Genomic DNA, 12,828 nt, shown 5'->3' on the forward strand with positions numbered 1-12,828 from the left:
GAACTGTGAGTTATCAGGAAAAATTCCGTCTCGATGGTGAACGGGCAGTCGTCACCGGCGGCGGGCGCGCCATCGGGCTTTGCTGCGCCCACGCGCTCGCCGAAGCCGGCGCCGCTGTCGTCGTGATCGAGCGTAATGAATCGGACGCCGAGCAGGCGTTGGCGCTTAGAGACAAGGGATATGACGTCGAACTGCGCCTTGGTGACGTGACTGATTCCTCCCGCATGGAGGCGATCGCCAATGAACTCGCCGAAAGCGGCCGTCCGGCGACGGTCCTGGTAAACAATGCCGGGATCGGCCAGAACGGGATTGCCGCAGAAGACGTCACGGATGCCGATTGGCTGCGGATGATGAATGTCAACGTCAACGGCGTCTTCTGGTGCTCGCGCTCGTTCGGCCGCCATATGGTGGCGATGAAACGCGGGGCGATCGTCAATCTTGGTTCGATGTCTGGCATCATCTGCAATCGGCCGCAGCCGCAGACAGCCTATAACGTCTCCAAGGCCGCCGTTCATCACCTCACCCGTTCCATGGCTGCCGAATGGGCCCAGCACGGTGTCAGGATCAACGCGGTCGCTCCGACTTATATCGAAACGCCGATGGTCGCGGCAGTCGAAGCCAATCGCGAGCGGATACCGATCTGGCTCAGCGATACGCCGATGGGTCGGATGGGCACGCCGGAGGAGGTCGCAAGCGCAGTTCTCTTCCTAGCATCCGGTGCGGCAAGCCTGATGACGGGAGCAATCGTCAACGTCGATGCAGGATTTACCTGCTGGTAGACCGGTCCGGGTGAAAGTTTCGAAGCGCCTGCGATCCTGCCGGCGCTTCCCTTCTTTTCGCTGGCCTGCCGCACGATCGCCGTCAGCTTTTGGCCGGATCAACCTTCACGGCATCGGCAAACTTCCGCATCAGGCGGACCAGATTGTCCAGATCATCCGGATCCCATGTCTTGAATATCTCGATTCCTATCCTCTCACGCGCCGCATCGACGCGATCCGTCATCGCTTTTCCCTTCACGGTAACGGTCGCTTCGCTCACGCGACGGTCCGACGCGCTTGGTTGTCGTTTGACGAGGCCTAGGCTCTCAAGCTTGGCGACCTGACGGCTGACCGTCGTGTAGTCCCGGCCGGTCCGGTCGGCCAATTCGACCACGCCAATCGGTCCCAGTCTTTCGATTCCGACGAGCAGAGGAAAGAGGGCCCGGTCGAGCGAAATTCCTGCCTCCTTGACCATTGCCTCATCCCGCTGCGGCCGATTCATGACGCTGACGATCTCAAGCAGCGATCCATGAAGTTCATGTATGCGTTTTAAGATATGTGTATTTTGCACATTTTTTGTTGACGGCATTTCTGATCTCCTGTTATGTGCATAATACACGTAGATAGGGAGCGACAGCAATGACAGAAGATGACGCAATCGATGTATTGATTTGTGGAGCCGGCGCAGCCGGCCTCACACTGGCGATCGACCTCGCCCGGCGGGGTGTATCCTTCCGGCTGATTGAGAAGATGGACGATCCGTTCCGAGGCTCGCGCGGCAAGGGGATACAGCCGCGAACGATGGAAGTGTTCGAGGACCTTGGCATCGTCGATAGGGTTGCCGCATCCGGTGGTTTCTATCCGCATCAGCGCGAATATCGCGGCGACGGTAGCACGAAAGATGTCGCGCTTGTCGAGGCCGGCCAGCAGCTCCCGTCGGAACCTTACGGTATGCCTTTGCTCGTGCCTCAATTCCTGACGGAACGAGCAATGCGGGAGCGCCTTGCCGAACTCGGACATGCTCCCGAGTTCGGCTGCGCTTTGACCGCCTTCGAACAGGATGGCCAAGGGGTAATTGCAAAGATTGCCAATGGCGGTAAAGAGCAGACTGTCCGCACACGTTATCTCGTCGGCACCGACGGCGGCCGAAGCTTCGTACGCCAGGCCCTCGCCGTCGGCTTCCCCGGAAAGACGCTCGGCGTTCGCGCCATTGTTGCCGATGTCACGCTGACGGGGCTCAGCTGCGATGTCTGGCATCGCTTCAACGAAGGGTCGATGGAGACACAGATATCCTTTTGCCCCTTGGCCGAAACAGGGCTTTTCCAGCTGCAGGGACCAATACCTCTGGAAGGCGACATAGATTTGTCGGCCGAGGGGCTTACAGCGCTGAGCGCCGAGCGCACAGGCCGGGCGGATATCCTTATCCAGTCTGTTTCCTGGGCATCGGCATTCAACATGAATGCCCGGCTTGCCGACAGCTATCGCGTCGGCCGCGTCTTTCTCGCCGGTGACGCCGCCCACACCCATCCGCCGACGGGCGGCCAGGGTCTGAACACCAGCGTTCAGGACGCCTACAATCTTGGTTGGAAGCTCGCAGCCGTCCTAGCAGGCGCCCCGGAGACGCTTCTCGATAGCTACGAGGAAGAGCGCCGCCCGATCGCGGCAGACATGCTGGGACTTGCTTCCAGACTGCTCGAAGACATGAAGCGCGGCGACATTCGGCGTGGCCGTGAGGTCAGGCAGCTGGACATCGGCTATCTCGGTTCGAGCCTTTCGCTCGAAGGACCTCCGCGTCAAGCTCGCGTCCTCGCCGGCAACCGCGCTCCCGACGCGCCGTTGAACGGCGCCGCAGGGCAACCCGCGCGGCTGTTTGACCTCTTTAAGGGTCCCCATTGGACGCTGCTGGAATTCCAGGTGAAGACGGATGCCATCCAGCCACGCAAGGGACTGCATATTCACGGCGTCGGGCAAGGTGACGACTTTGTGGACAGCGAGAACCGATTCCGCGACACCTACGAAGTTGCGCCGGGCGACCGGGTTCTTATTCGTCCGGATGGCTATGTCGGCGCAATCGTCTCGCAGGGCGAAGTGGCGGCATTGGAAGCCTATCTCCATGATGTCGGGTTGCGAGCAGGGGCGGCAACCGGCCGATGAATGCTTTCGCGGCACCTCACATAGGTCTCATGATGGCCGATGGTCTATGACACGGTGGTGCGATGTTCGAAACGGATGACGCGGAAGTTCTTTTCCAACGATGCAGCGATTTGATCCGTGCCCGGAGCGCCCCGCACGGATTTCCACCTGATCTCGTAGATCAGCTCGCGATGCCCGTCATTGCCATCCGTGAGCCCGGTAAACGTTGCCTCGGAGAGTTCGATAGCCGTTGTCGTCAGATCTGGAATGCCGGCGTCAACCGGCAGTTTGATCGCGACCATGCCCTTCTGTTGACCTGATATCCATCGATCCACCTGCTTCAGCGGGGAAAGGATCAGAACGGCAAGAATGGTCACGATAGCCGCGACCACGATTTGTCCACCGCCGAAGCACAGGCCGATTGCCGTGATCAGCCACAGCGTAGCCGCGGTGGTTACGCCGGTTGTGATGTCGCCCCTTTTCAGGATCGCTCCGCCGCCGATAAAGCCTACGCCGGTGAGTACGCCGAGCGGGAAGCGCAATATGTCCATCGATCCATTCGCGCTCTGGCTCGTCGCCAGGAGGATATTCGCCTGGATCATCGAGAGACACGCCGCTAATCCGACGAGGATGGTCGTGCGCAGCCCCGCGACATGTCCCCCTCGCTCTCTGTCGAGGCCGATGAATGCGCCGGCGATGATCGTTGCCGCCAGACGGATTGCGATGTCCGCCCAGCTCGGCGTGATCGGCATCAGGTCGATCAAATCCATTCCATGCTCCCTTGTCACCGATCAGCGTCTCTCCTCCTAGGATGAAGACCTTCGGGCTCTACCGGGATGGCTTCCGTAAGCCGGATTCCTGCCAATCGGTTAGTGCGGGAAGCTAGAGCGAAACCTGCAAGTCGGCCAGTGGGGTTGTGAACCGGTCACGAATTCGGCAGGGGCAAGTTCAGGCTCACCCCGTGGAGACCTGATGGCGCAGGCTTGCGGCCGAATGGCGGATGACCTCCGAAATCTGAAGCAATTGCTTGGCGAGAGGCGTCGAATTGCGCCAGATGATTCCGATTGTTCGCAAGGGCTTTGGCGTGCGGAAGCGGGAGATGGAGACATCCGCCGAGCGCGTCTCAACCGGCACTGCCATTTCAGGGATCAGGGTTATGCCAATGCCGGCACTGACCATCTGAACCAGAGTCGAAAGAGAACTGCCCTCCATTATTTCCCGGGGACGGGTCGATTCTATGCCGCAGAATGACAAAGCCTGATCGCGAAAACAGTGCCCCTCCTCGAGCAGAAGCAGTCGCATTTCGCGCAGGGCCTCGGGTTCCGGCACCGGCTTGTCTTCGTCTTCTCGTCGCCGGACCAGCACGAACTCTTCTTCAAACAATTTGAGCTCGGTGAGTGATGGTTTCGATACTGGCAACGCGACCACCGCCAGATCCAGCTCGCCTTGCGCCACTTCGTGTACCAGCCTGGCAGTCAGCGTTTCGCGCACCTGAATTTCAATGTTGTCGAAGGTCCTATTCAGATCGCTGATGATCGCCGGCAGCAAATAGGGCGCGATAGTCGGGATGATTCCGATTCTGAGCCGCGTCAGCAGCTTGTCCTGCGAAACACGGGCAAGATCCGCAAGCTCGTCCACGGCGCGAAGAATGTCGCGGACGCGCAGCGCAAACAGCTGCCCGAAGGCGGAGAGTTTCACTTCTTTGGCGCCTCTTTCGAAGAGATCGCCACCCAATTGTTCCTCGAGCTCCTTGATTTGCATGGACAAGGCGGGCTGCGAGATCGCGCAGGCATCTGCGGCGTGCCGGAAACGGCCATGGCGTGCCAGGGCTTCAAAATAGCGTAGCTGTTTGAGCGTAAGATTGGTCATAATCTCAGCTTATCGCAGCTATCAGCAAATCCAACTTAAATTTATGAAGGGCTTCCGATAAGAAGGAGTTAAGGGAGGGCGCGCAGCGATCCTGCTGCTGGCTCCTGAGGGAGTGGGAGGCAGTCGGGCAGGCAGCCAAGCCGAATGATTAAACGCACGGGCCGCCGTAAGGCGGCAGTCACAGCAAGCAACAGGAGAAAATCATGGACCAGAAACCTGACAGCGCGGGCAAATGTCCCGTTGATCATTCGGCGGCGCGCGGCAAACGGAATCGCGACTGGTGGCCGAACCATCTCGATCTTCAGATCCTTCATCATCACTCCGGTCTTGCCGACCCGATGGGTAAGGATTTCGACTACGCCGAGGCGTTCAAGAAGCTCGACCTCGACGCGGTGAAGAAGGATCTTCATGCGCTGATGACGGATTCGCAGGACTGGTGGCCGGCAGACTTCGGCCATTACGGCGGCCTGTTCATCCGCATGGCATGGCACAGCGCCGGAACCTATCGCATCACTGACGGCCGCGGCGGCGCCGGTCAGGGCCAGCAGCGTTTTGCACCCCTCAACAGCTGGCCTGACAACGTCAACCTCGACAAGGCGCGCCGCCTGCTTTGGCCAATCAAGCAGAAATACGGCAACAGCATCTCCTGGGCCGACCTGCTGATCCTCACCGGCAACGTCGCGCTCGAATCCATGGGCTTCAAGACCTTCGGTTTTGCCGGCGGTCGTGCCGACGTTTGGGAGCCGGAAGAGCTCTACTGGGGTCCGGAAGGCACTTGGCTCGGCGACGAGCGTTATAGCGGCGAACGCCAGCTGGCAGAGCCGCTCGGCGCCGTGCAGATGGGTCTCATCTATGTCAACCCAGAAGGCCCGAACGGTACTCCCGACCCGCTCGCATCGGCTCGCGACATCCGCGAGACCTTCGCCCGCATGGCGATGAACGACGAGGAGACCGTGGCGCTGATCGCCGGCGGCCATACTTTCGGCAAGACCCATGGCGCCGGCGATCCGTCGTTTGTCGGCGTCGATCCAGAGGGTGGCGAACTCGAGGCGCAGGGCCTCGGCTGGGCAAGCAAGTTCAACAGCGGCGTCGGTCGCGATGCCATTGGCAGTGGCCTGGAAGTCACGTGGACCCAGACGCCGACCCGGTGGAGCAATTACTTCTTCGAAAATCTGTTTGCTTTCGAGTGGGAGCTGACCACGAGCCCGGGCGGTGCCAAGCAATGGGTGGCCAAGAACGCCGAGGCTTCGATTCCGGATGCCTACGACCCTTCGAAAAAGCAACTGCCGACCATGCTGACGAGCGACCTGGCGCTGCGTTTCGATCCGATCTACGAGAAGATCTCGCGTCGCTTCTTGGAAAATCCGGACCAGTTTGCCGACGCGTTCGCCCGCGCCTGGTTCAAGCTGACCCACCGCGACATGGGTCCGAAGGTCCGCTACCTCGGCAAGGAAGTCCCGGCGGAAGATCTGATCTGGCAGGATGTCATCCCGGCAGTCGATCATCCGCTCGTCGACGACCAGGACATCGCCGCTCTCAAGGCCAAGATCGCTGCCTCGGGCCTGTCGGTGCAGGAACTGGTTTCGACCGCCTGGGCTTCCGCTTCGAGCTTCCGCGGCTCCGACAAGCGCGGCGGCGCCAATGGCGCACGCATCCGCCTTGCGCCGCAGAAGGACTGGGAAGTCAACGAGCCGGCACAGCTCGCCAAGGTTCTGGGCGTCCTGGAAGGCATCCAGAAGGACTTCAACGCTGCCCAGAGCGGTGGCAAGAAGATCTCGCTCGCCGACCTGATCGTGCTTGCCGGTGCAGCCGGCGTCGAAAAGGCGGCGAAGGCCGGCGGTCACGATATCGTCGTTCCGTTCGCGCCGGGCCGCATGGACGCTTCGCAGGAGCAGACCGATGCCGCTTCCTTCGCAGCGCTCGAGCCGCGCATTGACGGCTTCCGCAACTATGTGAACAGCAAGCGCCTGCAGTTCATGAAGCCCGAGGAAGCGCTCGTCGATCGCGCGCAACTCCTGACGCTGACCGCACCTGAGATGACGGTTCTCGTTGGCGGCCTGCGCGTACTGACAGTCGGCAAGCCGGAGCATGGCGTCTTTACCGCGCATCCGGAGGCGTTGACGAACGACTTCTTCGTCAACCTGCTCGACATGGGAACCGTATGGGCGCCTGTTGCCGGCAGGGACGGCGTTTACGAAGGACGCGACCGCAAGACGAATGAACTGAAGTGGACCGGCACCCGCGTCGACCTGATCTTCGGCTCGCACTCGCAGCTTCGGGCTATCGCCGAAGTCTACGGCCAGTCGGATGCCAAGGCGAAATTCGTGAAGGATTTCGTTGCGGCATGGAACAAGGTCATGAATGCCGATCGCTTCGATCTTGTCTGATTGAAAGCTCTGTCTGGACGCTGCGGCATTCCCCGCGGCGTCCAGATGTCGGTGCGATTTGGCATCGATGGAATGACGCTGAGCAAAGACCCTGGGAAAAGTGTACGGGATGTCAGCCCGCGTGGTCGGAAAGGTCACGTGAAGCCGGGCAAATCGCACGGACCTAACTGATCAGCCAACCGCTACCGATCGCGGCGTGCGTCACGTGGCTGATATCAGCAAGCAGGCGATGCGCAGGTCAGTTGCTGACTACGCCATGCGGCGCATGTTCGGCAATCTCGCGGGCGGCGCCATAATCGCGCTCATGAGCCGAGCGGAAGCGGTGCTCGGTGTGACCGGTCAGATCACGATAATAGCGGTCGGTCATGCCGTCGGCATAAGTGCCGGTAGCGGCGCCGAAGTCTTCAGTCGACGGCTTGATCGAGAAAAATTTGAACATTTTCAGGCTCCTCCACGGCGTGCTATCAACACCCGGACGTGTCGTTCGGTTCCTTCTCCCAGATGATTATAATGAAAAAATTAACCATGTTTAAACAAACGGCATGTGTTTGAGCGCATGCCGCCTGATTGCTTAAGATTTTCATGCCTGATGCAAAAGCAGCGCCAGCAATTGCTGCAGCGAAACCCCGCCTAGTGGCGGACCTTCCTGTGACATGACAGCGGCAGACGAGACGTTGGCGCGCGACATTTCACGTAGTGCTCCTTCGATATCCATATCTTCGGAAAGCTGCAGCTGACTTTCGACCGAAATCTGTTTCGCGACGGCACCGATCTTGATGACCCTGCCGCGATTGACCTCTTTGACGAATGCCGCGATGTAATCATTGGCAGGGTTGAGGACGATCTCAGCCGCCGAACCCTGCTGGATGACCTCGCCGTCGCGCAGGATGGCGATTTTCTCTCCGAGCCGGAGAGCTTCATCGAGATCGTGGGTGATGAAGACGACCGTTTTCTTCAGGTCCTTCTGCAGATCGAGGAGGACGGTCTGCATGTCCACGCGGATCAGCGGATCGAGCGCCGAATATGCCTCGTCCATCAGCAGGATTTCGGCATCATTGGTGAGTGCCCGCGCTAAGCCGACACGCTGCTGCATGCCGCCGGAGAGTTGGTTCGGATAGTGTCCGCCGAAGCCCTCTAGGCCGACGCGCCTGATCCAGGCATTGGCCCGTTCTTCACGTTCCGCCTTGGGGACGCCCTGGATTTCTAGACCATAGACGGTGTTCTGCAGCACGTTGCGATGCGGCAACAGGCCGAAACGCTGGAAGACCATGGCAGTCCTCCGGCGGCGGAATTCGCGAAGCTGCAAGGCATCCATGCGGCAGACATCTTCGCCACCGCAGAGAACTTCGCCCGAAGTCGGGTCGATCAGCCGGTTGATGTGGCGGATCAGCGTCGATTTGCCGGACCCGGAAAGACCCATGATGACGGTGATCTTGCCGCCGGGAATGGTGATGTTGATATCTTTCAGCCCCAGCACATGACCATGCGCTTTGTTGAGCTCGGTCTTCGACATGCCCTTACGGACGGCTTCCACATAGTCGCCGCCGCGCGGGCCGAAAATCTTGAAGAGGTTTCGAATCTCGATCGAATTGCTAGCCATGCACGATCTCCCGGTGCTTCTGGAGTCGCAGGCCATAGGCCTGGCTGATCCGGTCGAAGATGATAGCAATGCCGACGATTGCGAGGCCGTTGAAGACGCCGAGGGTGAAATACTGGTTGGAAATGGCCTTGAGAACCGGCTGACCAAGACCCTGCACGCCGATCATGGAGGCAATGACCACCATGGCGAGCGCCATCATGATCGTCTGGTTGATACCAGCCATGATGGTCGGCAGCGCCAGTGGCAGCTGGACGTTGCGAAGCTTCTGCCAACTTGAGGAACCGAATGCGTCGGCTGCCTCCAGCACGTTCTCGTCCACCATGCGGATGCCGAGATTGGTGAGGCGGATCATCGGCGGCAGGGCGTAGATGACGACGGCAATGACACCAGGCACGCGACCGATGCCGAGAAGCATGACGACGGGGATCAGGTACACGAAGCTCGGCATGGTCTGCATGACGTCGAGGATCGGATTGACGATCTTCTGCATCGTATTCGACCGTGCCATCAGGATGCCGAGCGGCAGGCCGATCACAATCGAAAGCACGGTACAGACGAAGATCATCGACACGGTCTTCATCGTATCCTGCCACATGTCGAAATAGCCGATGACAACCAGCGTCAGAACGCAGCCGATGACGACTTTCCAGCTGCGGCTGGCAAACCAGGCAATGGCGGCAAAAGCAATCAGAATGATTGGCCAGGGCGTGCCGGTCAGCAGCCGTTCGGCCCAGATAAGAAAACTCTGCAGTGGGCTGAAGGCCGCTTCGATGCTGTCGCCATAAGCGCGTGTGAAGGCGCGAAATCCTTCATCGACGCTCTTCTTCAGTTCACGCAGCACGTCGTCGTTCATTGTCGGAAATTTCCAGAGCCAATCCATACCGGTTCCCCAAAAATAGATAGTGGCGGCGGCCGATTGTTATTTTGACCGTCGCGCCGAAGGATTGTCTGGGCAGCCCCGAGGCTGCCCATATCTGAGTGATTAGAGCGAAGCCTTGATCTTCTCGGCGGCTTCCGGCGAGACCCAGTCCTTCCAGAGGGGCTCATTGTTCTTGAGGAAGTATTTGGCGCCGTCTTCGCCGGTTGCCTGGTTATCGGTCATCCAGGCGATCAGCTTGTTGACGGTGTCGTTGGTCCATGCCCGCTTCTTCAGGTAGTCGATGGCAGGGCCGCCGCGATCGGCAAAACTCTTGCTGATCAGCGTCTGTACATCGTCTGCGGGCCAGGCATTCGGCTTGGGATCGGCGCAATCGGCAACGGAGGTACAACGCTTCCATTCGGCGGCATCATATTCCGTCCCGTAGCCGAGTTTGACCATCTCATATTTGCCGAGCAGTGAAGTCGGTGCCCAATAATAGCCAACCCAGGGCTGCTTGCCTTCATAGGCCTTGGCGATCGAGCCATCGAGGCCTGCGGCGGACCCGGTATCAATGAGCGTAAAGCCTGCTTTCTCGCCATTATAGGCCTTGAAGAGCTGCGCGGTGACGACTGTGCCGCCCCAGCCCTGAGGGCCGTTGAAGACGGCGCCCTTGCTCTTGTCTTCTGGTGCCGGGAAGAGTTCGGGATGCTTGAGAAGGTCGGGGATAGTCTTAATGTCGGGGTGAGCGTCGGCGACGTATTTGGGGATCCACCAGCCCTGGATTGCGCCATCGGAGAGGATCTTGGCGCCTTCGACGACCTTGCCGCCTTCAAGGCCCCGTTTCACCAGTTCCGGCTGAAGGCTGACCCAGGCTTCCGGGGCGATATCGGGTTCGCCTTTTTCTGCCATGGAGGTCAGGGTGGGCACGGTATCGCCAGTGACGATTTCGGCCGTGCAGCCGTACCCTTCCTCAAGAATGAGCTTGTCGAGGCTTGCGGCCACTTCGGCGGACTGCCAGTTCATGCTCGCGATCGTGACATTGCCGCAATCGGCTGCAAAAGCGCTGCCGCCCGCGAGCATCGTGCCGGCTGCCAAGATGGTGGATGCCAAAAGTACTTTCATTTTTTTGTTCCCTCTGGTCGCGGTGCATCCTTAACCCGGGCGCCGGCGGCACCGCGCGCGCCGACCCTTGCATTGAGCCTGCTTTAGGACCGCAACGGCCATTCTGGTTGCGCCAGAAAATGGCGTATTAGAGCCTTCTTTCAAGGCTGTCTTAAATACGGCGTCGTTGACGGAATGGTGATGGGGCGTAGTCGCGCCTCGGTTGCGCTTTTCGTTCGAAAGATCCTCGCCTCGGAGCTCGGACATCATTCGATTACAGGGATGGTTTCGAGAATCCTTCGGACTGATAGCGTCGACACTCTCGTCCTCTATGCGCCTGTGAGATTCCCACCAGCTTCGTTTTTCCACAACCGCAAAACTACGGTTCATCGACCCGCTTGCCAAAAGTTGGATACTAATATATTACTTTGGCATCGGAACGAGTGGGGCGGTCCCTCGATGATTTCAAACGCTGGATTGCTGGTCTGCTTCTTGGAAGGAATGCAATGAACTCGTCCGCAATCGTGCGCAGGAAGCGCTCCCTGCAAGGGGTCACGGTGCTTTCGCATCAGCGGGCGGCTGCCCCGCGGGCAGCGACGCTGGTCTACAATGCGCTTCTCGATGATATCGTTTCGCTGCGGCGCAAGCCGATGGAGTTGTTGAACGAGAAAGAGCTCGAAGCCCAGTTCGGCGTCAGCCGCACGCCGATCCGCGAGGCGATCATCCGTCTTGCCGATGACGGTCTGGTCGACGTCTTCCCGCAGTCGGGCACGTTTGTTTCCCGTATTCCGCGCCGGGCGCTTTACGAAGCGATCCTCGTGCGCAAGGCGCTGGAAGATACAACGGTTTCGATCGCAGTCGAGAAGATGACGCCGGCGGGTCTCAGGGCGCTGGAGCGCAATCTTGCTGATCTCGATGCCTGTCACCGTGAAGGTGATGTCGCAGCCTTCCATATCATCGACAATGATTTCCACCAGCTCATCAGTGCTATCGCCGGCTTTCCCGGCATCTGGGCGATCATTCAGCAGGTCAAGGTTCATAGTGATCGCTACCGCCTGCTGACGTTGCCGCAACGGGGCCGTCTGACGCGCGTCATCGAGGAACATGCAGCCGTCGTCGATTGCATGCGAATCGGTGACAAGGACGGAGCAAAGGCCGCCATGGAGTTCCATCTCGGCAAGCTGCTGCACGAGGTCGAAAAGGCCGAGATGCTCGACCCAGCCTATTTCATTGAGGATGCCCCGCAGATGCCGGCACCCGGAGGAGAGAAGGACAATTCCAATGCAGATTGACGTGCGACACGCCTCCCATCCCGAAGCGGTCCGGGGCTTCGATACGGAAACGCTGCGGCGTCACTTTCTGGTCGAGACGGTGTTTGCGCCCGATGACATCAGGCTCACCTATTCCCACTATGACCGCATGGTGATCGGTGGCGCCGCGCCACTCGGGGCGGCGCTCGCGCTGACGGCACCAAAAGCGATTGGTCAGGAGACGTTCTTGGCGGAGCGCGAACTCGGCGTGCTGAATGTCGGCGCCGACGGCCGCGTGGTCGTCGATGGCAGAGCCTATGAGTTGGCGAAGTACGATTGCCTCTATATCGGCCGAGGGGCAGTCAATGTCAGCTTCGAAAGCGCCGACGCCGGCAATCCTGCCAAATTCTACCTCGTTTCGACGCCCGCTCATGCCAGCCATCCGACGGTGCTCTTAACGCGTGACAAGGCGCGGCACCTTACGCCGGGCGAGGCCGCAACCGCCAACAAGCGTTCGATCTATCAATATATCCACCCGGAGGTCTGCCAGTCCTGCCAGTTGACCATGGGCTTCACCAGCCTGGAGACCGGCAGCATCTGGAATACCATGCCGAGCCACACGCATGACCGGCGCATGGAGGCCTATCTCTATTTCGATCTCGATGCCGACCAGCGCGTCTTCCATTTCATGGGTCAGCCGCAGCAGACGCGCCACATGCTCGTCGCCAACGAGCAGGCGATCATTTCGCCGCCCTGGTCCATCCATTCCGGCGCCGGTACCAAGAATTACAGCTTCATCTGGGCAATGGCCGGAGACAACAAGAGCTTCACCGATATGGACCACATCGCCATCGGCGATCTGAGGTGATGG

The 12,828-nt window shown here is 59.6% G+C and carries 12 protein-coding genes; 5 read left to right on the plus strand and 7 right to left on the minus strand.

All coding sequences use genetic code 11. The annotated features are described in order from the left end of the window. The first annotated feature begins 5 nt into the window (after positions 1 to 5). Positions 6 to 779, plus strand: coding sequence for an SDR family oxidoreductase (locus tag FHT78_RS09450; RefSeq protein WP_183742841.1), 774 nt, complete (start codon positions 6 to 8; stop codon positions 777 to 779). An 82-nt stretch (positions 780 to 861) separates the two neighbouring features. Here FHT78_RS09450 and FHT78_RS09455 read toward each other — a convergent pair whose 3' ends face one another. Next, positions 862 to 1,347 (minus strand): MarR family winged helix-turn-helix transcriptional regulator, encoded by a 486-nt coding sequence (locus FHT78_RS09455; protein WP_183742842.1) that lies wholly within the window; start codon positions 1,345 to 1,347, stop codon positions 862 to 864. A gap of 50 nt (positions 1,348 to 1,397) precedes the next feature. Here FHT78_RS09455 and FHT78_RS09460 point away from each other — a divergent pair, with 50 nt between their 5' ends. Next, the gene (locus FHT78_RS09460; RefSeq protein ID WP_183742843.1) at positions 1,398 to 2,912 is read left to right on the plus strand and encodes an FAD-dependent oxidoreductase; all 1,515 of its coding nucleotides are present in this window, start codon (positions 1,398 to 1,400) and stop codon (positions 2,910 to 2,912) included. Positions 2,913 to 2,956: 44 nt separating this feature from the next. Here FHT78_RS09460 and FHT78_RS09465 read toward each other — a convergent pair whose 3' ends face one another. Both FHT78_RS09465 and FHT78_RS09470 read right to left on the minus strand, forming a co-directional pair. Further along, complete coding sequence (locus FHT78_RS09465) at positions 2,957 to 3,661, minus strand: MgtC/SapB family protein (RefSeq protein WP_183742845.1); 705 nt, start codon at positions 3,659 to 3,661, stop codon at positions 2,957 to 2,959. Positions 3,662 to 3,845: 184 nt separating this feature from the next. Further along, entirely contained in the window at positions 3,846 to 4,760 is a 915-nt protein-coding gene (locus FHT78_RS09470) for a hydrogen peroxide-inducible genes activator (protein WP_183742847.1), read from the minus strand. Positions 4,761 to 4,963: 203 nt separating this feature from the next. Between FHT78_RS09470 and katG the strand changes: the two genes are divergently transcribed. Continuing rightward, a complete protein-coding gene (gene katG, locus FHT78_RS09475) occupies positions 4,964 to 7,147 on the plus strand; it encodes a catalase/peroxidase HPI (RefSeq protein ID WP_183742849.1) in 2,184 nt (727 codons plus the stop codon). Positions 7,148 to 7,385: 238 nt separating this feature from the next. On the opposite strand, the gene FHT78_RS09480 is transcribed toward katG, so the two are convergent. The 4 genes from FHT78_RS09480 to FHT78_RS09495 form a co-directional block, all read right to left on the minus strand. Further along, positions 7,386 to 7,586 carry a hypothetical protein gene (locus FHT78_RS09480; RefSeq protein WP_183742850.1) on the minus strand — a complete coding sequence of 67 codons (201 nt, stop codon included), beginning with the start codon at positions 7,584 to 7,586 and terminating at the stop codon, positions 7,386 to 7,388. Between the two features lie 141 nt (positions 7,587 to 7,727). Beyond that, entirely contained in the window at positions 7,728 to 8,747 is a 1,020-nt protein-coding gene (locus tag FHT78_RS09485; protein WP_183742851.1) for a glycine betaine/L-proline ABC transporter ATP-binding protein, read from the minus strand. After that, the gene (locus FHT78_RS09490; protein WP_183742853.1) at positions 8,740 to 9,627 is read right to left on the minus strand and encodes a proline/glycine betaine ABC transporter permease; all 888 of its coding nucleotides are present in this window, start codon (positions 9,625 to 9,627) and stop codon (positions 8,740 to 8,742) included. The genes FHT78_RS09485 and FHT78_RS09490 overlap by 8 nt, the downstream gene beginning before the upstream one ends. A 102-nt stretch (positions 9,628 to 9,729) precedes the next feature. After that, entirely contained in the window at positions 9,730 to 10,728 is a 999-nt protein-coding gene (locus FHT78_RS09495) for an ABC transporter substrate-binding protein (RefSeq protein ID WP_183742856.1), read from the minus strand. A gap of 485 nt (positions 10,729 to 11,213) precedes the next feature. Here FHT78_RS09495 and FHT78_RS09500 point away from each other — a divergent pair, with 485 nt between their 5' ends. Together FHT78_RS09500 and kduI are read left to right on the plus strand one after the other, a co-directional pair. Next, positions 11,214 to 11,999: a GntR family transcriptional regulator gene (locus tag FHT78_RS09500; protein WP_183742858.1), complete on the plus strand. Its 786-nt coding sequence runs from the start codon at positions 11,214 to 11,216 to the stop codon at positions 11,997 to 11,999. After that, positions 11,989 to 12,825 carry a 5-dehydro-4-deoxy-D-glucuronate isomerase gene (gene kduI / locus FHT78_RS09505; protein ID WP_183742860.1) on the plus strand — a complete coding sequence of 279 codons (837 nt, stop codon included), beginning with the start codon at positions 11,989 to 11,991 and terminating at the stop codon, positions 12,823 to 12,825. The genes FHT78_RS09500 and kduI overlap by 11 nt, the downstream gene beginning before the upstream one ends. Positions 12,826 to 12,828 lie beyond the last annotated feature (3 nt).

Source organism: Rhizobium sp. BK196 (genome assembly GCF_014193255.1).
Classification (GTDB): Bacteria; Pseudomonadota; Alphaproteobacteria; order Rhizobiales; family Rhizobiaceae; genus Rhizobium.